Annotated in this window: 21 protein-coding genes; 11 read left to right on the top strand and 10 right to left on the bottom strand. The window is 58.4% G+C overall.

What is annotated here, in order from left to right:
- Position 1: 1 nt before the first annotated feature.
- Both ACZ5C3_RS15440 and ACZ5C3_RS15435 read right to left on the bottom strand, forming a co-directional pair.
- The gene (locus ACZ5C3_RS15440) at positions 2–2,557 is read right to left on the bottom strand and encodes an HWE histidine kinase domain-containing protein (RefSeq protein WP_464031016.1); all 2,556 of its coding nucleotides are present in this window, start codon (positions 2,555–2,557) and stop codon (positions 2–4) included.
- Positions 2,554–3,153 (bottom strand): biliverdin-producing heme oxygenase, encoded by a 600-nt coding sequence (locus ACZ5C3_RS15435; RefSeq protein ID WP_464031014.1) that lies wholly within the window; start codon positions 3,151–3,153, stop codon positions 2,554–2,556. The genes ACZ5C3_RS15440 and ACZ5C3_RS15435 overlap by 4 nt, the downstream gene beginning before the upstream one ends.
- 286 nt (positions 3,154–3,439) lie before the next feature.
- On the opposite strand from ACZ5C3_RS15435, the gene ACZ5C3_RS15430 reads away from it, so the two are divergent.
- The 6 genes from ACZ5C3_RS15430 (at position 3,440) to ACZ5C3_RS15405 (ending at position 7,795) form a co-directional block, all read left to right on the top strand.
- Entirely contained in the window at positions 3,440–5,074 is a 1,635-nt protein-coding gene (locus ACZ5C3_RS15430; RefSeq protein WP_464031013.1) for an acetolactate synthase large subunit, read from the top strand.
- A 217-nt stretch (positions 5,075–5,291) separates the two neighbouring features.
- Positions 5,292–6,251 (top strand): S1C family serine protease, encoded by a 960-nt coding sequence (locus ACZ5C3_RS15425; protein WP_464031011.1) that lies wholly within the window; start codon positions 5,292–5,294, stop codon positions 6,249–6,251.
- A 17-nt stretch (positions 6,252–6,268) separates the two neighbouring features.
- A complete protein-coding gene (locus ACZ5C3_RS15420; protein WP_464031009.1) occupies positions 6,269–6,736 on the top strand; it encodes a hypothetical protein in 468 nt (155 codons plus the stop codon).
- 51 nt (positions 6,737–6,787) lie between these two features.
- Positions 6,788–6,955, top strand: coding sequence for a hypothetical protein (locus ACZ5C3_RS15415; protein ID WP_464031007.1), 168 nt, complete (start codon positions 6,788–6,790; stop codon positions 6,953–6,955).
- 45 nt (positions 6,956–7,000) lie between these two features.
- Entirely contained in the window at positions 7,001–7,339 is a 339-nt protein-coding gene (locus ACZ5C3_RS15410; protein ID WP_464031005.1) for a hypothetical protein, read from the top strand.
- Between the two features lie 96 nt (positions 7,340–7,435).
- Positions 7,436–7,795, top strand: a complete 360-nt coding sequence (locus ACZ5C3_RS15405) for a PRC-barrel domain-containing protein (RefSeq protein WP_464031003.1) — start codon at positions 7,436–7,438, stop codon at positions 7,793–7,795.
- A gap of 57 nt (positions 7,796–7,852) precedes the next feature.
- On the opposite strand, the gene ACZ5C3_RS15400 is transcribed toward ACZ5C3_RS15405, so the two are convergent.
- The 3 genes from ACZ5C3_RS15400 to ACZ5C3_RS15390 all read right to left on the bottom strand — a co-directional run bounded on the left by ACZ5C3_RS15400 (position 7,853) and on the right by ACZ5C3_RS15390 (position 8,932).
- Positions 7,853–8,065, bottom strand: coding sequence for a hypothetical protein (locus tag ACZ5C3_RS15400; protein WP_464031001.1), 213 nt, complete (start codon positions 8,063–8,065; stop codon positions 7,853–7,855).
- Between the two features lie 155 nt (positions 8,066–8,220).
- Entirely contained in the window at positions 8,221–8,373 is a 153-nt protein-coding gene (locus tag ACZ5C3_RS15395) for a hypothetical protein (protein WP_464031000.1), read from the bottom strand.
- Positions 8,374–8,509: 136 nt separating this feature from the next.
- Positions 8,510–8,932, bottom strand: a complete 423-nt coding sequence (locus ACZ5C3_RS15390) for a PRC-barrel domain-containing protein (protein WP_464030998.1) — start codon at positions 8,930–8,932, stop codon at positions 8,510–8,512.
- A 276-nt stretch (positions 8,933–9,208) separates the two neighbouring features.
- On the opposite strand from ACZ5C3_RS15390, the gene ACZ5C3_RS15385 reads away from it, so the two are divergent.
- The 3 genes from ACZ5C3_RS15385 to ACZ5C3_RS15375 all read left to right on the top strand — a co-directional run bounded on the left by ACZ5C3_RS15385 (position 9,209) and on the right by ACZ5C3_RS15375 (position 10,907).
- Positions 9,209–9,427: a DUF6894 family protein gene (locus tag ACZ5C3_RS15385; protein WP_464030996.1), complete on the top strand. Its 219-nt coding sequence runs from the start codon at positions 9,209–9,211 to the stop codon at positions 9,425–9,427.
- Between the two features lie 108 nt (positions 9,428–9,535).
- Positions 9,536–10,342, top strand: coding sequence for an RMD1 family protein (locus ACZ5C3_RS15380; protein ID WP_464030995.1), 807 nt, complete (start codon positions 9,536–9,538; stop codon positions 10,340–10,342).
- A gap of 247 nt (positions 10,343–10,589) precedes the next feature.
- A complete protein-coding gene (locus ACZ5C3_RS15375) occupies positions 10,590–10,907 on the top strand; it encodes a DUF1476 domain-containing protein (protein ID WP_464030993.1) in 318 nt (105 codons plus the stop codon).
- A gap of 25 nt (positions 10,908–10,932) precedes the next feature.
- On the opposite strand, the gene ACZ5C3_RS15370 is transcribed toward ACZ5C3_RS15375, so the two are convergent.
- Both ACZ5C3_RS15370 and gcvA read right to left on the bottom strand, forming a co-directional pair.
- The gene (locus tag ACZ5C3_RS15370; RefSeq protein WP_464044136.1) at positions 10,933–12,867 is read right to left on the bottom strand and encodes an ABC transporter ATP-binding protein/permease; all 1,935 of its coding nucleotides are present in this window, start codon (positions 12,865–12,867) and stop codon (positions 10,933–10,935) included.
- An 80-nt stretch (positions 12,868–12,947) separates the two neighbouring features.
- Positions 12,948–13,874 carry a transcriptional regulator GcvA gene (gene gcvA, locus ACZ5C3_RS15365; RefSeq protein ID WP_464030992.1) on the bottom strand — a complete coding sequence of 309 codons (927 nt, stop codon included), beginning with the start codon at positions 13,872–13,874 and terminating at the stop codon, positions 12,948–12,950.
- A gap of 141 nt (positions 13,875–14,015) precedes the next feature.
- On the opposite strand from gcvA, the gene ACZ5C3_RS15360 reads away from it, so the two are divergent.
- Entirely contained in the window at positions 14,016–14,762 is a 747-nt protein-coding gene (locus ACZ5C3_RS15360; protein ID WP_464030991.1) for an SDR family oxidoreductase, read from the top strand.
- Between the two features lie 49 nt (positions 14,763–14,811).
- Here ACZ5C3_RS15360 and ACZ5C3_RS15355 read toward each other — a convergent pair whose 3' ends face one another.
- Complete coding sequence (locus ACZ5C3_RS15355; protein WP_464030989.1) at positions 14,812–16,137, bottom strand: TAXI family TRAP transporter solute-binding subunit; 1,326 nt, start codon at positions 16,135–16,137, stop codon at positions 14,812–14,814.
- 237 nt (positions 16,138–16,374) lie between these two features.
- The gene (locus ACZ5C3_RS15350) at positions 16,375–17,886 is read right to left on the bottom strand and encodes an amidase (RefSeq protein WP_464030987.1); all 1,512 of its coding nucleotides are present in this window, start codon (positions 17,884–17,886) and stop codon (positions 16,375–16,377) included.
- Between the two features lie 481 nt (positions 17,887–18,367).
- Here ACZ5C3_RS15350 and ACZ5C3_RS15345 point away from each other — a divergent pair, with 481 nt between their 5' ends.
- Positions 18,368–18,586 carry a hypothetical protein gene (locus ACZ5C3_RS15345; RefSeq protein ID WP_464030985.1) on the top strand — a complete coding sequence of 73 codons (219 nt, stop codon included), beginning with the start codon at positions 18,368–18,370 and terminating at the stop codon, positions 18,584–18,586.
- 15 nt (positions 18,587–18,601) lie between these two features.
- Here ACZ5C3_RS15345 and ACZ5C3_RS15340 read toward each other — a convergent pair whose 3' ends face one another.
- On the bottom strand, positions 18,602–18,985 hold the full coding sequence (locus ACZ5C3_RS15340) for a hypothetical protein (RefSeq protein WP_464030984.1): 384 nt from the start codon (positions 18,983–18,985) through the stop codon (positions 18,602–18,604).
- Positions 18,986–19,001 lie beyond the last annotated feature (16 nt).

The raw sequence follows: 19,001 nt of genomic DNA, 5'->3' as shown, positions 1-19,001 counted from the left end.
TCTACGTATCCCGTGACTGCAGCTTCTTGCTCAATTTGCCGAGCGCGTTTTCCACGACCTCGCGTGTATACGGCTTCTGAATCACCGGCACAGAGCCAAGTTCTTCCGGTATCGGAGCCCGTTCGCCATAGCCAGTCGCGAAGATGAAAGGGACGCCGAGTTCAAAAAGCGTCGTCCCCACGGGAATGCTGTTCTCACTCCCAAGGTTGAGATCGAGCAACGCGAAGCTCGGCTGCGTGCGTTCGATCGACTTCATAGCTTCGTTGACGGACGCGACCGTGTCGACGTGGCGCGCGCCAAGCTCCAGGAGGATCACCTCGGCACTCATGGCGATGATGAGATTGTCTTCGACAATCAGAGCTGTCTCGGAGAGTCGTGGCGCAGCCTGCTCCTTCACTTCCAGGCGGCCCGGTGCATTAGCCAGCGACGGCATCATCTCAACGTAATTTGCCGGGATGACAAATCGCGCCTGCACACCCAACAGATCGAAGCGGATTTCGGCGTCGCCTTTGAGGTCGAACGGAATGGAGCGCTCGATAATCGTGGTGCCAAAACCGCGACGGGACGGCGGCTGCACCGGTGGACCGCCCTTTTCCTTCCAGTTGATGACCAGCCCCGATCCTGGATCGACCTTCCACACGATGTCGACCTGTCCGACGGAGTCCGCCAACGCGCCGTACTTCGCCGAGTTGGTCATCATCTCGTGGACGACCAGCGCCAGTGTTGCGAACGCCTTGGGATCAAGCGCGACGTCTGGCCCTTCCATCTGGATACGATCCGCACGCGAGCCGAGATAGGCACCCGCCTCGGACTCCACGAGCGCCTTCAAAGCGACCGGCGCCCAGTTCAGATTGGTGATCTGATCGTGGGCACGCGCCAGCGCCTGAATACGTCCACCCAGCACACTGGTGAATTCCTCGATGCTTGTTGCTGTATCCTTGCCTTGCGCGACCAGTCCGCGCACGAGACTGAGGATATTGCGGACGCGGTGATTGAGCTCTGCGATCATCAGCTCCTGGCGTTCCTGCGCGCCCTGGCGCTCCCGTGCGGCAAGATCGGCTAATTGCAGGATGACCTCGAGCAACGTGATGCGGAGGCCCTCCGCGATGTGGAGGTCGGCGGACGACCATGGCTTTGTTTGGCCGCGGACCACCTGCTGCCAGAGCTCAAAACTCTTGCGCGGCGTCAGGCGCGGGCCATTCGGTCCTTCGAGATACGGCTTGTCCGGATCGCCGGCCCAGTTGACCGAACGCAGGATCTCCCTGCGAAAGAAGATCAGGCAGTCGCGTGGCATGCGCGAGATGGGGATGGCGAGAAAACCGGCAGCGCGGTCACGATAGGATTCGCCCGCGGCATAGACCTTGGCGATCTCCGATGTTGCGAAGATCCGGCCCGGTGAGGTGCGGTTGATGAAATCGACCAGGTCTTTCACCTCTTTCTCGGTCGGTGTTTCGCCTTCGAGCGTCACCTCACCTTCCGACCAGACGGCAACGCCGTCGCATGCGATCATCCGGCGATAGTCTGGAATGAAATCGATCACAGCCCGTTTGCTGTGGGCGTGACCGGCGGCCGTCTCCATCAGCCGTTCCTGGATCTGATGGGCCTTGGCCTCATAGGCGACATCGTCCTCCCGCTCCCGCCCTTCGATGATCCACGACACCATCTGGCCGAACAGTTCTGCGGCTGTTCGTCGTTCAAACGACAGATGCCGAGGTGAATAGTGGTGACATGCGAACAGACCCCACAGCTTGCCATCGCGCAGAATGGACACCGACATCGACGCGCCGACGCCCATGTTGCGCAGGTACTCGACATGAATGGGTGACACCGAGCGCAGGACGCTCATCGATAGATCGAGCAACTCCGCAGTATGGCTCGCCGACGACAGCAACGTCGCCGGCTTCTCATTGATATCGGCGATGATCCGAAGCCAGTTGCGCTGGTAGAGAAGTCGCGCCTGCTTCGGGATGTCCGAGGCTGGATAATGCAGCCCCAGAAACGACTCCAACCCTGATGAGGCGGCCTCAGCGATGACCTCGCCGGACCCATCTGGATGAAAGCGATAGACCATGACGCGGTCGAAGCCGGTCAGGATTCTCAATTGACGCGCCGACTCTTGGGCCAGTTCAGCCAGTGTCCTGGTCTTGCGCACGCGGCCGAGCATGAGGCGCACAAGCTCGCCCGAGTTCACATCGGTCTCGATGACGCTCGGCTCCGCCTCGACGACGAGATAGACTCCCGAGAAATGAATCGCGAGATCGAACAGTGGACCATCGGCCTGCAGCTGCACCCCGAACACGCGTTCGACTGCGTCGGGGCCATTCAGATAATCCACGCGGCTGCGGATTGTTTTAACGGCAGCCTCGGACAGCACCCCGGCGACCGGGCGCTGCAGCAGATCGGCGCACTCGATGCCGAGATATTGCTGCACGTTTTCCGACGCGATGCAGATCGTGAAGTCCGACAACAGTGCGATCAGAAAGCCGAACGGCTGAATGCTGCCCGGAATATGGATGGGCTCGCGATCGCAATTGGTGAGGTCGACTTCGCGGTTCATGCGCGTGCCGCCGCCATGTTGAACACGCCAAAGGCCGATCGAGCCCCCGCGATGACTTCCTCTTCATCGAGGCCGGGCGCCTCGTGTGCGAGCAACGCGAGGAATCTCTCCCAGAGAGGTTGTCCCGCCCCGTGGCTGAGGTAAGCCGTCGCCAGTCCGACCGCCGGGTCGGCAGAGCGCGTCACGATCTTCAACAGGAAACGGGCGCCAAGGCGCGAACCTTCCAGGACGTACATGGTCCCAAGCAGAGCGCCGCGACCGAACCCCGCCAGCGCCGGCATCAAATGTAGCTGCCCCTCGACCTTGCTTAGGTCGTCCAGAATGGCATCGGTTCGCGACCGGCTGGGCCAATCCTTGATGATGTCGTCCACACCGGATTCGAGCAGAGCCGCTTCAAGCGGCAGCAGCGCTCCGGCGCTGACTTCGAGAAAGCGGCGATATCCGTTTGTGGTCTTGATGTCGAAAGCCACCAGGCTGGCGTCGAGCTGGCGATGTGCATCCGCCGTGGCATCCTTCAGTCGGGTGCGTAAATCAGCGCCTCCCGTCCGTCGCCCCGAATCATCGCGGGAGCCGGCTAAATCGATCAAAGCATGCATGGAGAAAGCCTCAGAAATCGGGGCAGGAAGTGATGAACTAACGCTAACGAAGAGCGTCATAATTGGTTCCATCTTCGATTGAATTCGCGTTGTGCCGCCCCGAGCAACTTCAAGTGGAGAGTGCGTATCTGAGGTGGAGCCGCGAGCTTCCGCCCCCTCGAAATCGATGGCAGCTCCCGTCAGGACCGAGCTTGTCGGAGACGGGTCTTATGCTGTCTGATGGATAGGCGACGCCGATCCGGCCGCCGCTGACGTCAGGGGCTGGATCAGCCTGAGGAGTATGATCATGAATGGCGCTGAACTGCTTGTAGCCGCATTGGAAAACGAGGGCGTCAAACAGATTTTCGGCGTGCCAGGCGAAGAGAACCTTGATTTCGTCGAAGCGCTGCGGCGTTCGACCATCAAGCTTGTGGTGACGCGCCATGAACAGGCGGCCGCATTCATGGCGGCAACCCACGGACGGCTGACCGGCAGACCCGGAGTCTGCCTCTCCACCCTCGGGCCGGGAGCGCTGAACTTCACCACAGGGGCGGCCTACGCCCTGCTCGGCGCGATGCCTATGATCATGATCACGGGGCAGAAAGGCATCCTCAGCCGCAAGCAGGCCCGCTTCCAGATCGTGGATATGGTCTCGACCATGACGCCGCTGACCAAGATGGCACGCCAGATTGTCAGCGCTGCCAGCATTCCGACCATCGTGCGCGAAGCATTTCGTATCGCCCAGCAAGAGCGGCCGGGTCCCGTGCTGCTCGAACTGCCGGAAGACATCGCGAGTGAAAGTGTCCCCGCCGCTTCGCCAGTGCCTCCTCACCCGATCGACCCGCCTGTCGCGCCACGCGAAGCGCTGGACCGCGCGGCCGAGCTCATCCTCAAGGCTGAGCGGCCGCTGATCATGCTGGGCGCGGCTGCGAGCCGTCCGCGGCTGGCGGATGCTTTGTCGGATTTCGTACGACGGCTGCAGATTCCGTTCTTTAATACTCAGATGGGCAAGGGAGCCGTGTCCGGCGGATCGGGGCTCTATATGGGCACAGCCGCCCTGTCTGAGCGCGACTATGTACACCGCGCGATCGACCGGGCCGACCTCATCATCTCCATTGGCCACGACACAGTCGAGAAGCCGCCCTTTTTCATGGGGCCGAACGGCCCGAGCGTGCTGCATGTGGGTTACCTTCCCGCGACGGTGGAAGAAGTGTTCTTCCCAAACGCCGAACTGGTGGGCGATGTCGGGCCAAGCCTGACGCTGCTGGCGGACCGGCTTGAAGGCAAACTGCCGAATGCAGGCGCACTGCTGCCTTTGCGCGAGGAGATACTCTCCCACATCGCGGATCGCGCTGAGGAAAGCCGCTATCCGCTGACCCCGCAACGCATCGTGCACGATGTGCGCCAGGTGATGCCGGAAGACGGCATCGTCTGCCTCGACAACGGCATGTACAAAATCTGGTTCGCCCGCAATTACCGCACCCGCATCGCCAACACGCTGCTGCTCGACAATGCGCTGGCCACCATGGGCGCGGGTCTGCCGTCCGCTATGATGGCGGCCCTGCTCTATCCGCAGCGGCGCGTGCTTGCTGTGTGCGGCGACGGCGGCTTCATGATGAATTCGCAGGAGCTGGAAACCGCAGCACGGCTCAAGCTCAACCTCGTCGTCCTGATCCTGCAGGACAATGCTTACGGCATGATCCGGTGGAAACAGGCGGTGGACGGCTTTGCGGACTTTGGCCTCACCTTCAACAATCCGAACTTCGTCACCTATGCCAACGCCTACGGCATCAAGGGCAGCCGCGTGGAAAGCGCCAACGACCTAGCGCCGGTGCTTGAAGCTGCGTTTACGGGCGGCGGTGTCCACCTCGTCAGTGTGCCGGTGGATTATTCGGAGAATGTCCGCGTTCTTGTGAACGAACTGCGCGAGCAGAACGCGTAGCACCAGACAAGCACAAGCTGGAATTGCAGACTTGATCGCGCGCAAAAAGCGCATGCCTGCCCGTCACTTAGCGGGGTCCATGCAAGTGCTTGAAAATCGTCGAAATCTCTCCATCTGATGTGGCGACAGCGCCAAGCGCCCTACTCCCACTAGCCGGATCTTTATTGGCGAGTGGTCAGCAGCCGAGTTTGCCTGCCGCTGTTGGAGGGTCAACATCATGGGATACATGGATAGGACTATCGCGCCCGTCTTTGACGACGGCGCACTGACGGATGCTTATTCGCAGGCCATTGCCGGCGCCGTCGATCTGGTCGGTCCCGCTGTCAGCCGCATCGAACAGCTCGGTGCGCGGGCGGGTCATGGCTCAGGCTTTGCTGTTTCTCCGGACGGCTTGATTGTCACCAACAACCACGTCGTCGGCGACGCGCATGGCGTTCGCATCACGACACCTGACGGCTTCGTGACCGAAGGCCGCGTGCTCGGCCGTGACGTTGACACCGACATTGCTCTGATCCGCGCGAACTCAAGCGTCGGCGCATGGGCGAAGCTTGGTGACTCGAAGCGCCTGCGCAGAGGTCACATTGCCATCGCCATCGGCAATCCGCTCGGGTTCGAGTGGACGGTGACGGCCGGCATCGTCTCCGCGCTTGGCCGCACCATGCGCGCCCAGAGCGGACGGCTGATGGATGACGTCATCCAGACGGACGCGGCATTGAATCCGGGCAACTCCGGAGGACCGCTGATCTCGTCGAGCGGCGAAGTGATCGGCGTGAACACCGCCGTCATTCACGGTGCGCAGAGCATCGCGTTTGCGGTGGCGTCCAATACGGCGAACTTTGTGATCTCGGAGATTCTGCGTCACGGCCACGTCCGGCGCGCCTTCATCGGCATCGCCGGCGACACCATCGAGTTGCCGCGCAGGATCGCGCTGCAGGCAGGCACGAGGCAGGCGACGTCAGTTCGCGTGCGTCGCGTCGAGCCAGGAGGGCCTGCCGATCGCGGCGGGTTGAAGGAAGGCGATTTCGTTCTCGCCATCAACGGCAAGCCCGTCGGCGGCGTCGATGACATCATACGGCTGATGGATGGAGACAAGATTGGCCACGACACCGACCTGTTGATCTATTCGCTGGCAGGCAAGATCGAGACAAGAACAGTGGTGCCAGCAGCACGCGCCTGACCCCTCCACAGGACGCATTGCGCTCACCACCATGGAGCCCGGCGCGATCAATCGCGCCGGGCTCTTTTTTACGTTCGTTGTTATCGCCACTGGGCGGCTGCATCCGCTCGACGCGCTCATCCGGAGGAACATCCTCTGCCGGAAAAATTTCCAAAAACCCTTGTTCTGACGCTTCGCGCGGCTATCTACCGGCTATCACCTTTGTTGAAGCGGCAATGAAAATGAATCTCTCTCTTGTTCAGGAACAAGCCATCATGGCTCGTATGGCGCTCACCGTGGGCGCACACGAGTTCGATCGCCTGTTCATGGGCGTGGAGTTCGTTGAGGTAGACGGCGATATTCTCTACGTTCTGGCGCTCGACGAAGATCTCGCTACAGAGCTCGAAGAGAAATATGCGATCCATATTGCAGCCATTGCGTCGCGCATCTTGAAGCGCCCTATCGACATCGTCATGGTTCTGCCCAAACAGTTGACGCTCCAATAGGAACCAAACTCCGTTCGTGGACGTTTGTTGTTCATGGAACGGAACTACGACATGCTGCTGCTTTCGGTGGTCATGCTGATCAGTGCAAGCTTTGTCGGCGTGATCTCGTTGTTCGAGCCGGCTTCGTCCGTGGCCGCGAAGCCCACGGTGGCTGCAAGCAATGCGCCTGTTCGCGTAATCGTGCCGTTCGTCCCCAACACCAATCCACGCGAACGCTGAATTCAAAGGAACAGACCACAAGGCTACGGCAAGGCTGTCGAACAGATGGCGAAAATCCGCACACGTACGCCGAAATCCGAATCTGCTAACGACGACATCGTCGAGATTGCACCAACCGGTCCGCACGAGGTCGCCGAGACAACCCGGCTTATTCGTCTTTCCCCAATCGGAAACGATCTATCGACGCCTCATCGGCAAGTCGCACTGGTCGCTGCGGAGACAGAAGACCAGGCCAGGCTACTTGCTTCCGCATACGATCCCTTCGGGCGGGACTGGAAGAACATCACCCTGTTCTCTGCCGACTCGTTTGACGACGTAGATACTCACGTCATCGGTGACGTGATCTTCAAATCGGCGCCCTTGCCAAAGACAAAAAAGAAGTGATGGACGTTGTTCCATGCATCAAATCACCAGGTACCTGAGAGGAACGTGCGCGATCGCCTTTTGTTAGTCCATCGAGGCAAACCCTTGGAGGCGATAATGGTGAAAGAAGCACGCGAAACCCCGACATTAATCGGAAGCGACAAGGTCGAGGGAACGGCTGTCTATGGCGCCGATGGCGAGAAGATCGGGTCCATCGAGCGGGTCATGATTGAGAAGACAACAGGACGAGTGTCTTTCGCTGTCCTAAGTTTCGGTGGTTTCCTCGGAATCGGTGATGATCATTATCCGTTGCCGTGGTCATCGCTCAAGTACAACGTCGAGCTCGGTGGCTATCAGACGATGATTCCTATCGACCGGTTTGAGACCGCTCCGAAATACGCCGATGACAATGAATGGGATTGGGCAAACGTCGACCGCAGGAAAGGCGTCAACGATTACTATGGCGTCGTGATGTGATGGAGCGCGCTCGCTCAGCAGAGAGCGTGCGCGCCGCACTGGCTGAGAGAATGATCGTCAGAGTCGGGCCATCCCCGCATACAATTCCAGAAGCGCGATATTGCCCGCTTGTCTGAATCCGTCGAGGGTGAGCTGTTCTCCCTCATTGGCGAATTTGAGAATCCGCGCCGCGACGTAGCTTCGCGCGGATGGCTGTTCGGTTGGAAGATATCGGCAGATATCGTCAAATGCCGCGCGAATGGCGGCAACGGTCTCTCTGTCGTGCTGCATGCTCGCCTCCCCTATGAGAGTAAGCTTAACAAGCAGGTGTGAGTCGGCTTGTGCGAAAACGTTCGCGCCGCGGACTTTTGAGACTTATGAACATACCCCAAAAGAGTTACCCTTCGCGTCCAAACCGCGAGACTTGGTCTTGACCGCAATGGCCTCTATCGCAGGCGTCCGATCGTAATCGGCTGTTCACTCACATCATGAAGAATGGGCGTGCTCAGCGTTTCTTTTGGCTGCGAAAGCCACATGATGAGTAAAGCGGCGACGCTAACTGTCGCGAGCACGGCCACCCTGAAGGATCCGTTGTCCATGGGGTGGTCTCCTCAATGAAAGAAAGCGAACCCCACGAATTTGTTCCGAATGCGGCCACGATTTGTCATTGCGTGCCACATTCAAAGCAAAAGGGCCTCTTACGAGGCCCTTTCCAAGTCATTTCAGCAAATACAATTAGTATTTGAACTCCGGTAGCGCTTTGAGCTGATCTTTGTTTGCATTCAACACTGCTCGGTCTGGATACCATTGCTTGGTGCCCGACGATGTCGATCCTGTCGTCGTTTTGCCGGCCTCGTTCGAGAACTTGATCTTGTCCATTGGGACCATGATGTTGTGCTCGCCCATCCCGAGGAAGCCGCCAACGCCGATGACGGCGCCATCGACTTTACCCGTTGAGTCGATAATCACATCGCTGATGTCGCCGATCTTCTCGTTCTGCTCATTATAGACATTGACTCCGATCACCTTCGACGCCCTCCACTTTCCAGCAGCGGCAATAGGAGCTGCCGCAGCGGATGGTGTGTTTGCGGGGACCTGCGCAATCGCGACAGGTGAGGCAATGATGCAAGCGAGAAGAGCCGCAGATAAAACGCGCATTTGAAGTCTCCTGTTGAATAGATGCTTCAACAACAGACAACATATCTGACTGTTCCATCCTCAACGTTGAGCGCATACGCACTTGCGAGCATAGAAGAACATTGCGGAACAATGAGGATCTAAAAAATTCCAAAGACCGCGCAACCAATCGCGTAAGCGCACGTTTCTCCGATGGAGCGATTAGCTAAGGAAGGAGAAATCCAGCCAAGGATAAAAGCTCAAAAGCCCCGTCAGTTTCTCAAAGGCTGGCGGGGTTTTAATTTATGGAGATGCCTGATGATCTTCCACTTTGACCTGATTGGGACCGACGTCGTCACTGAAGCCGCTGATCATGAATTCGAGGACGCGGTCGCCGCGACCGAATTCGCGGATAAACTCGCGGCAGAGCTCTCGATGGCTGAACCTGAACTCGTGCAAGAAGGATTCTCCGTGCGGGTAAAAGACGATCAAGGTGAGGAAGTCTATAGGGCAGAGCTGAATAACATGCTCCACTGAGTTGCTTTCCGCAAAAACAGACGACCCATTTGACGCCTGGAACCCATTGCGCGGCCGCCCTCTGGTTGCGATGATGTACGTCATCCGCCGCCGGAGGCGTGCTCACCGATGAAAGAGGCTTTCTCCTTTACGACGCAGCGCTGCGTGGTTCGCGCATTCCATGTCGGCGATCGCATCAACACGGCCGGATATGATGGAGAGGTGCTCTCGCCTGCCCCACTGACTGTTCGGGAGAGCCCGGACGGGGTTGTCGTGCTGTTCCGATATGGCGTCGTCGTCACCATGGGCCTTTCTCCTGCAGAAGATACCGCTCTGTTGGAGCGCCTCACGCCTCGCATTGTGGGAAAGTTTACGCCCCACGAAGATGAATTTGCTGTGGTGGAATTGTCCCCTGAAAAAGAGGACAAGATCCCGATCGGCGGTCCCATTCAGTTGGCGAGAATGTCGCTCGACCGCTTTCTTCTGATTGCCGATGTCCTCTCAAAAAGCGTAACGCTAGCCCACGATGAACGCGACGTCGCGAAAGTGTTTGAAGTCATCGAACCATTTGCGCATGAGCTCGCTGCACAAGGCAGGACCCGACGTGATCGCAGAGCGATCCTCCGGCTGATCGGTAACTCCCTGCTTGTTCAAAATCGTGTTTCGGGACGCGTTGCAGTCGCAGAGAAGCCGGACGTGCTTTGGGAGCGGCCGGACCTGGAGCGGTTGTATGCCCGCCTTGAGGACGAGTACGAACTCAAAGAGCGTCTCGACACGCTCAATCGAAAACTTGAGATCGTCGCAAAGACAGCGAACACGCTGGCTGACTTCATAGATACTCGCCGCTCGTTGCGGCTTGAAGTGATTATCGTTCTGTTGATCTCATTTGAAGTCGTCATCACCTTGTATCAACTTTTCTGGCAGAGAGGCCACTGACGCAATCACGATTGCGCGCACCATTCCACGCGCGCGCCTTTTGCTGCACGCCAGCGAATTCATTTTCCGGGTCATTTGGACGGGCGAACGTCGCCGCACCCTGGTGCCGCGCCGTCGCCATCCGTTCGCGATTTTTGGATCCCCGCCTTGAAAAACGCCACTCCACCGTCAACTTTATAACAGCGGTGTTCTTGACGATTGCCGTCCACCGCCGGCCGGAGAATGCATCCGCCTATGAGGACCTCCTATGACCACCTTCGATGAACGTGAGCATGCCTTTGAAAAGAAATTCGTGGTCGATGAAGAACTGAAATTCAAGGCGACGGCCCGCTGCAACAGACTGCTTGGTATGTGGGCCGCCGAGCGATTAGGACTTCGCGGCGAGGTGGCAGTCTCTTATGCGAAGGATCTCGTTGCGGCAGAGGTTGCTGCCCCTGGGGCGGAAGAAGTTTTGCAAAAGCTCTCCCACGACCTCGCCGACAATGGTATCTCCGAGGAATTGATCCGTCAGAAGATGGGTGAGTTTCTGCTCGTTGCCATTCAACAAGTCCAAGACGGGACCTGATTTGACTGCTCGCCCCAGCGTGAACTCACGATGCTTTCCGCTGCTTCTTCGATGGTGATGGGCTTTGGCGGCGCAGCCAGCGCCCGAGCAGCTTGCGCCGGCCCTTGCGCGGGATCAATTCGATATCGCTGACGAGTTTTGCACCGCCTTTACGCCGCTCCAGGGTGATCTTGCGGCTATGAAAGGCCTCGAGTTCCGGGCGGTGCGCGACGCTCAAGACGGTCGCGTCCTTGAGATCGTCATTGACCAGCTTCATCATCTTGTCCTGGCTCGCCTCGTCGAGCGCCGATGTCGCCTCGTCCAGCACGACGATATCGGGCCGGTGCAACAGCAGGCGCGCGAAAGCCAGGCGCTGCTTCTCCCCGCCGGACAGCGTCTGGTCCCACGGTGCCTCCTCCTCGATTCGTTCCTTGAGATGTCCCAGACCAACCTTGTCCAGCGCCTCGCCGATCTGCTCTTCGGTCCAATCGTCGGCGGCGCCCGGATATGCCGTGGCGCGGCGCAAGGTGCCAGACGGCACGTAGGACTTCTGCGGCAGCATGAACAGGCGGCGGTCGGGGTGAAACAGTACCTTGCCGTTTCCCCAAGGCCACAGGCCGGCGATCGCCCGCACAAGCGTGCTCTTGCCGCTGCCGGATTTGCCGGAGACCAGCACGCGCTCACCTGGTGCAATCGTTACCTCGGTTTCGCCGACAACGGCTGTACCGTCGTTCAACGCCACAGAAAGATCATTGAGCTGCATCATCGCTTCGCCCTCGGTCTCGCCGCGGTCGATGCGGTTGTGCCCCTCTCCGCTTTCGGCTCGCTCCAACCCGTCCAGCGACATCATCAGCGACGCGATGCGACGCGCGCCGGCGTTCCATTCCGCGAGGCGTGGATAATTGTCCACCAGCCAGCCGAACGCCTGCTGCACGATGGTGAAAGCGGATGCGGCCTGCATCACCTCGCCGAGCGACATGCTGCCGTCGAGAAATTTCGGTGAACATAGCAGGATCGGAATGACTGGCGCGATGATACTCGATCCCTGCGAGACGACCGTGGTGCGCATGTATTGCCCGCACAGCAGCGCCCATTGCTTGAGGACATTGCCGAACGAACCATCGATGCCCGCACGTTCCTCGTCCTCCCCACCGAGCAACGCGATGCTTTCGCCGTTTTCGCGGACGCGGGTCAGCGTGTAGCGAAATTCCGCTTCAGCCTGGTTCTTGCTCTCAGAGATGGCGACGAAATGCCTGCCGATGATCATCATCGAGGTGCTGGCGATGGCGGCATAGATCACGGCAGCAACCACCAGGAAGCCGGGAATGGTTACGGATGTACCGCCGAACGACAGCGTCAGCGCACCGCCGATGGTCCACAGCACCACGATAAACGTCGTCGCCGACAGAAATGCTGAGACAACGCCGGTAACGAAGTCCACCGGGGCATCGGTTGCGACGCGCAGGTCCTCGGCAATGCGATACTCGGGATTGGTATGGTCACCCTGGACGAGATTGAGCTGATAATAGCGGCCGTTGGTCAGCCAGCGCGTGATCACCGCGTTGGTCAGCCACTGCCGCCACAGACGCTGGATGCGCATGCGGGTGAAGACCTGCAGCACCCCGACGATGACGCTGCCTATGGCCAGCGGAAAGAAAACCGCCGCCAGCCACATGACGGCCGCGGAATCCTTCTTCTGGAAGTTGTCGAAGATCGCGCGATTCCAGACGTTGATACTGTACTGGAAGCCAACCGCGAGCAGGACTAGTAGCAGCAATCCGCCCGTGGCCACCCAGGCGAATTTGCCGCCTTTCACGCCCCAGAAGCCGCGCGCACTGATCCAGAAGCGCTTCAGCAGATACTGCTTGCGCAACTCCTCAGCTTCTTCAGGGGATAATTCCGGCTCGACCAGTTCCGGCGGTGGCGGCTCGACGGTTTTTCCATCTTCGGAAACAACTTCTTGAATTTCCTTGGCTTTCATAAAGCAATAACGGGAACAAGACCCGGGAGTTCCACTAACGTGGAACTTTTCCGCCTAGTGCCACCCCGCTATGTTCCGCGTTAGCGATCCGTTGTTGATGCCGATTGCGCTTCGGCGCAGATCCAGGCCTTGAATGCCGAGATCGCGGGGTCGCTGTCTGCCTTGGGGCGATGGATGAGGAAATATCCGAATTCATAGTCCAATGCGTCACCGAACGGACGAACAAGACGGCCCGCCGCTAAATCGTTTGCAACGAGTGTTGTCCGGCCAAGCGCAACGCCGCCGCCATTGATGGCGGCTTGATATGCCGCGGCAGAGTCGTTGATCTGCAATCCGCGCTCGCAATCGATGAGCGGAAATCCCGCCGCTGCCAGCCACGACCGCCATGTCGGAAATGTGCTTTCAAAGGCCATCGAGCGATCATGAAGGAGTGTATGATGCCGCAGGTCTTCCGCGCCGCGTAATGGATGCGTGCCTTCGAGCAGAGAAGGACTACACACCGGGAAGAATGCATCGCGCAACAGGAAGGTGGCCTCGAGTCCAGCCCAGCGTCCATTGCCGTAACGGATGCCGACATCCATTCTCTCTGCCGTAAAATCCACCAGCCTGCCGCTTGTATCAATGCGCAGATCATATTCAGGATGACCTGCTGTGAACCGCTCGACACGCGGCAGTAGCCATTTGTCAGCGAAGGCAGGTGGCACGGTCAGATTGAGCGCCACTTGTTGGTGCGAGGCTTTCAGCCGCTCGAACGCAACTGTCAGCCGGTCGAATCCCGCCTGAAGATCCGGCAGGACTGCGCGAGCCTCATCGGTCAATACAAGCCGCGCCGGACCGGCCTGCGAGCGATGAAACAATTGCACGCCGACAATCTCCTCAAGGCCGCGAACGAGCTGACCGACAGCGGCGGGCGTCACGTTGAGCTCGTCAGCCGCCGCGACATAGCTGAGATGGCGGGCTGCCGCTTCGAACGCCCGAAGCGCATTTAAGTGATTGGGGGCTCTCATGAATTTTCGGACAAGTTTTTCTATTCCAACCGCACAGATCATCTCTGTTGTGACTTTGAAGGTCAACGAACATGGTCGTGTTCACGGATCGCGCGCTCCGGTTCACGAACCCAAGAAAACTCTCGGATCAGGAGAAAGACCATGAAACTGTCCAATAAAATCGCCGTCATCACCGGTGGCACTTCCGGCATCGGACGCGAAGCGGCCAGGTTGTTTCGGGACGAAGGAGCACACGTCGTGGTGGTCGGCCGGGACCCTGCCCGCCTTCAATCCGTTCTGCATGACCTCGGCAGCAACGTCACCGTGTTGAGCGGCGATGTGAGAAAGCCCGCTGACATTGATGGTATTGTCGCGAAAATCCGCGAGCAATTCGGACGCATCGATGTGTTGTTTGCGAACGCCGGGATGGGCATTGCGTCGCCGTTAGACGCCGTCACGGAGGAGCAGATCGACGAGCAGTTCGATGTCAATTTCAAAGGTGTGTTCTTCACCGTTCAGAAAGCGGCTCCGCTGATGTCACAAGGTGGCAGCATCGTGCTGACAACGTCATTTTTGAATGAAGTCGGCACACCGGGCCTCTCGATTCTTTCCGCATCAAAAGCCGCTGTGCGATCATTGGCGCGCTCGCTCGGCGCCGAACTCGCGCCGCGCGGCATTCGCGTCAATGCCGTCAGCCCAGGCCCGGTCAGCACGCCATTTCATGGCAAGCTGGGCCTCTCCGATCAACAGCTTGACGAAGCAGCTTCAGCGATTGAAGCCCAAGTCCCGCTGCACCGCTTCGGTGAGGCAGCGGAGGTCGCAAAGGCGGCCGTGTTCCTGGCAAGCGACGACGCATCCTTCATGACGGGATCGGAATTGATTGTCGACGGCGGCATCACGCAGCTTTAATGCTTGCGCAGCTCGGGCGAAGGTTTCCAGACCTTCGCCTGTTTGCGGCTCAGCTCGCCGCCGCGCCGCGCGCCAGCCGTGCGCGGAGAATGGCTCGGCGATCATGGATCAAGTTTTGCAGCCGGTGCGCCGTGACATTGAGCGTTGCGACTTCCGTCGGATCGGAATCGCTGGCATCGGCTTTCGCCCGCTGGGTGCCCAAGATGTCGTCGATATCGTTCTCGATGTCTTGGAGTTCGGCTTCATTCTCGGCCTTGCGAATTCTGCGCCCCAACGCATACAGCGCATCGAGTGCGGGTACGTCAGCTTGACGTTTCGCGACTCCAAGAAACTTCCAGGCCGCGGCAGCTATCGAGGCAAGCGCACCAAGCACCATCGGTGTCAGATAGATGGCGTTGCTCCATTTATCCATGAAGCTTTGTTGGGTGCCGTTGTAGTACTCCGCCGCGCCAGGATGGATCGGAAGATACGCGCCGGGGTCCGTATCGGCCGCAGCCACTTGCGCGAGGATCGGAAGTTCGCCCATCAGATCGCGTTTGGCGCTCATCAGTGATTGCGTGAAGTTCGCAATCATGTCGGCGTCGAGCTTCTTGTGGGCCACAAGATAAAATGTCGTTCGCAGCGTCGTCAGGTCGTCATCGGGAACGGGAGGCGCGCCACGCAGCGTACCCTTCGGCACATCAAAGCTCTCATAGGCATGTTGCGTTTCCGCGATTGCCCCGGCAGACTCGATCGGGATCAGAACCGGAGGCGTCTTTGCGTTTTGGGGAAAGAGACCACGTACGAGCGTGAGGTATTTTTCGGTCAACGGAATAACGATCAAGATCGCATTGACCTCTTTCGTTTCCAGCGCACGGCGTGTGTCCGCCGGAGCAAGGTTTTTGAAGGTGATTGTGTTGCCGAGGTCGTATTCTGTCTTCAGGACGTCAACGACGCGCTGATTCATCTCACCGGCCACCACGCCGACGGTCTTGCGTTTCAATCCCCCAATCGAAGTCGCCGACGATCCAGGCGGCGCAACAAGCAGGACAACGGCTTTCGCCACGACCGCAACAGCCTGAGCTTGCGACAGATTCCCCACATCGCCGCGCACAACCGCCAGATCGACCTTGTTGGATGAGAAGGCATCCGCAGCAGCAAGCGAACTTGGCACTTCAACGACGCGCAGACGAACCGGCGCAGACATTGATGTGAGGCGGCTGGCAATCGCCGTCATCACCCTGCCCGCCTCGCCGTCAAGCGAGCCGACCGCGATACTCAGCGTCGTCGGACGGGTATACCAGCGGTAACCCACAAGCCCTGCACCGGCGGCAATCAAAATGACGCCGACGACCAGCGCGAAACGAACCCAGGTCGGTAACCTGATCGAATTCACTTTGCGTCCCCAACATCAATCGGGAGATGGTCCTTATCCAACGGACGCAGCAAGCTAAGCCAGTCGAAGGACTTCGAGGCTAGCACGGACTTATGGGCCATGAGAACAGCCAGTGTTCCTTGGATCAGGGCAATCAGTCACCTCGCCCATCATCAGGATGATGATCAGGCGAAAGCGTAATCTCAAGCAAAAAGCCCGGCAAATGCCGGGCTTTCAACTCAGTATGCGAAGGATGCCTTAAACAGCCGTGGGCATTTTCCAGCCACCGAACGTTTTCTCGAGATGCTGCACGAGGGCCAGCGCAACGTCTTCACGCCATGGGCGCGCCGCAACCTGCACGCCGAGCGGCAACCCCTCAGGGGATGTGCCGACCCTGACCGTTGCCGTCGGCCAACCGGTCAGATTGTGCGCCTGGGCATAGCCAAATCCGCGGCGGTTCTCGTCGTCAAAACTGGTGCCATGATGCAATGCGGGATACGGCGCAACGGCCGACAGGATCGCATCGTAGTTTTCCATGTAGCGTAGCATCGAATTGCGAAACAGATCCCATCTCACGAATGCCGCGAGGGCATCGGTTGTATTTGCCATCGCCGGAGCGACTGAATACGTCAATGCTTTTTCGAACAGAGGTGAGATCTCGTCCGAACCGATGCTTTTCAGAAAAGCACGGGTCCCCGCACCGCCATCGCCACGGCTCATATCGTGATAGACCTTTCCGGCATTCCCAGCGTCGGGCGGCCTGCTCTCCTCGACCTTGACCCCGGCATCTGCAAAGGCCTTTGCCGAGTTCTGCACCGCGGCAATGATCTCCTTCGTCGGCGTAGCCACGCCGTCATCGGTGAAATAGGCGATCTTGAGATCCTGCAGTTTGATGGTCTTCGGATCAATGAGCGGCATACCAACGATCGAATGGTCACGGAAATCCGGTCCCGAGATGATCGGCAACGCAAGTGCAAGGTCTTCCACCTTGCGTGCAATCAGGCTCACGTGAAAGACCGCGTTGCGGGCGCCCAACGGCATTGGAAATTGGCCCGTGCGCGGGACACGACCCGACGTCGGCTTGATCGCTGCCAAACCGCAGAAATGGGCTGGGATTCGGATGCTGCCGCCCGCGTCGGTGCCGAGACCGAGAGGAGAACCGCCCGCAGCAATGATCGCGGATTCTCCGCCGCTGCTGCCACCAGGTGTTCGCGTCAGATCGTAGGGATTGTTGGTGCGTCCATATACGAGATTGTCGGTTTCAACGGCGCCAGCCAATTCCGGGACGTTGGTCTTCCCGAGCATGATGGCTCCCGCCGCACGCAGTCGCGCAACAGCAGTCGCATCAGCTTTAGGAACGTAGTGGGCTCGCCCCTTCGTCCCACCTGTGCAAATGACACCAGTCGTCTCGAGTGTATCCTTAATCGTAACTGGAACACCGTGAAGTGGTCCCTTTAGCTCACCTCGCGCCAAAGCTGCATCGGCTTCGTCAGCTTCCTTCCGTGCGGCGTCGGCTGTCAGTTGTACAACGGCATTCAACTTCGGGTTCACCGCTGCAATACGGTTGAGATACGCCTCCACCACAGCTTTTGAACTGACCTGTTTGGAACGAATGCGGGCAGCGAGATCGGTTGCGGATGCCGATGTGATATCGGTCGCGGCCTCTGTTGCGGCGGCCGCGGAGCCAATCGATCCACCTTGCAACGCAACTGCTGCGCCAGCAGCGGCGGCAACGCCCAGAAAATCTCGCCGCCTTATCTGATCAGTCATAATTTATCTCTCGTGTGAGTTCGTATACCGGCGCGCGATACTTCTCTGGTCTGTCAAAACGTTCAAGAGATGAATGTCGATGTTCATCAGTCATTGCACGCGCGACACATGACGTTTGCGTGATTGAATTTTCGCTGAGGATGTTTTGGCTGATTTGCCTTCGCCTTGGACAATTGCGTGCTCAGTGCATGAGCAACTGCAGCATGATCTTCTTCATCGGATGAAACAGCGAAACAGCTTTCGTTCCACACGAATCGAAAAGCCGCAAAACGCGTGGATTCTCGCCTCGTAATTAAACCACATTAAATCAATTTAAATGTAATAAATTCGTCAGACATCGCATTTAATGTGCGAGGCGTGATGGTCATCCAGCCATCAGCATAGGTACTCGCACAACTTGGCCGCGTTATGCGGCCATTTTTGCTTCTTCGAATTGGACTCTGCTTGCGTTTGAAATCTGGAATGCCGCACGGAGATCAATATGACGGACGTCAAGGTCGCCTATGATGCCGCAACTCTCGCAACATTGCGGCGCGCGCTCGATCAAGTGCTCACGCACCCACGCTTTCTCAATACTTCATCTGTGTCCGCACTTGAAATGGCAGAACACATTCTTTCTGTTGCAGCCGCGGGCGAGCGGGATATCGAACGCTTGAAAAATTCGGCGTTGTCGATTCTGGTATCCGGAAAAGCGGCTTGAGCTGAGATGTCTGAACTAGCCCCCGCTTTTGCGAACTTCGTCGCAGCGCATGTCGAGAATGGCGCGTATCTTCTGGCTGTCGAGAAATTCGGGAGCGCGGGGATATCCGCCGTCGACAAGCTTTTCCTGGATCCCCTTCCAGTCCTGCACTTTGCCCGAACCCGCAATCTTTAGTGCCGCCCGATAGACCTCAAGATGTTTCTTACGCATTCGCTCATCCCCCAAATGCAATGTCACAAAAAGTTCGCGGAACCTCGTCTGTAACCGCGGCGTTTTCGTGTCATCCATCGGGGAATTACCATGAATGAAGTGGAAGAAAAACAGACCCGTCAACGGCCAGTATTCATCGGCTTTGTTGATCGTTGGCATTGTTACACTTGAAACCAGCAGCACGGTCATTGACTAATAACCGCAG

This window comes from Afipia dichlorophenoxyacetatis, from assembly GCF_055386385.1.
This window is presented reverse-complemented; position numbering and strand designations above follow the sequence as displayed.

Bases quoted from the DNA above. Each gene is read 5' to 3' on its own strand.
- ACZ5C3_RS15440 (WP_464031016.1), bottom strand. From the start codon at position 2,557: ATGAACCGCGAAGTCGACCTCACCAATTGCGATCGCGAGCCCATCCAT.
- ACZ5C3_RS15435 (WP_464031014.1), bottom strand. From the start codon at position 3,153: ATGCATGCTTTGATCGATTTAGCCGGCTCCCGCGATGATTCGGGGCGA.
- ACZ5C3_RS15430 (WP_464031013.1), top strand. From the start codon at position 3,440: ATGAATGGCGCTGAACTGCTTGTAGCCGCATTGGAAAACGAGGGCGTC.
- ACZ5C3_RS15425 (WP_464031011.1), top strand. From the start codon at position 5,292: ATGGGATACATGGATAGGACTATCGCGCCCGTCTTTGACGACGGCGCA.
- ACZ5C3_RS15415 (WP_464031007.1), top strand. From the start codon at position 6,788: ATGCTGCTGCTTTCGGTGGTCATGCTGATCAGTGCAAGCTTTGTCGGC.
- ACZ5C3_RS15410 (WP_464031005.1), top strand. From the start codon at position 7,001: ATGGCGAAAATCCGCACACGTACGCCGAAATCCGAATCTGCTAACGAC.
- ACZ5C3_RS15405 (WP_464031003.1), top strand. From the start codon at position 7,436: ATGGTGAAAGAAGCACGCGAAACCCCGACATTAATCGGAAGCGACAAG.
- ACZ5C3_RS15400 (WP_464031001.1), bottom strand. From the start codon at position 8,065: ATGCAGCACGACAGAGAGACCGTTGCCGCCATTCGCGCGGCATTTGAC.
- ACZ5C3_RS15395 (WP_464031000.1), bottom strand. From the start codon at position 8,373: ATGGACAACGGATCCTTCAGGGTGGCCGTGCTCGCGACAGTTAGCGTC.
- ACZ5C3_RS15390 (WP_464030998.1), bottom strand. From the start codon at position 8,932: ATGCGCGTTTTATCTGCGGCTCTTCTCGCTTGCATCATTGCCTCACCT.
- ACZ5C3_RS15385 (WP_464030996.1), top strand. From the start codon at position 9,209: ATGATCTTCCACTTTGACCTGATTGGGACCGACGTCGTCACTGAAGCC.
- ACZ5C3_RS15380 (WP_464030995.1), top strand. From the start codon at position 9,536: ATGAAAGAGGCTTTCTCCTTTACGACGCAGCGCTGCGTGGTTCGCGCA.
- ACZ5C3_RS15375 (WP_464030993.1), top strand. From the start codon at position 10,590: ATGACCACCTTCGATGAACGTGAGCATGCCTTTGAAAAGAAATTCGTG.
- ACZ5C3_RS15370 (WP_464044136.1), bottom strand. From the start codon at position 12,867: ATGAAAGCCAAGGAAATTCAAGAAGTTGTTTCCGAAGATGGAAAAACC.
- gcvA (WP_464030992.1), bottom strand. From the start codon at position 13,874: ATGAGAGCCCCCAATCACTTAAATGCGCTTCGGGCGTTCGAAGCGGCA.
- ACZ5C3_RS15360 (WP_464030991.1), top strand. From the start codon at position 14,016: ATGAAACTGTCCAATAAAATCGCCGTCATCACCGGTGGCACTTCCGGC.
- ACZ5C3_RS15350 (WP_464030987.1), bottom strand. From the start codon at position 17,886: ATGACTGATCAGATAAGGCGGCGAGATTTTCTGGGCGTTGCCGCCGCT.
- ACZ5C3_RS15345 (WP_464030985.1), top strand. From the start codon at position 18,368: ATGACGGACGTCAAGGTCGCCTATGATGCCGCAACTCTCGCAACATTG.
- ACZ5C3_RS15340 (WP_464030984.1), bottom strand. From the start codon at position 18,985: ATGACCGTGCTGCTGGTTTCAAGTGTAACAATGCCAACGATCAACAAA.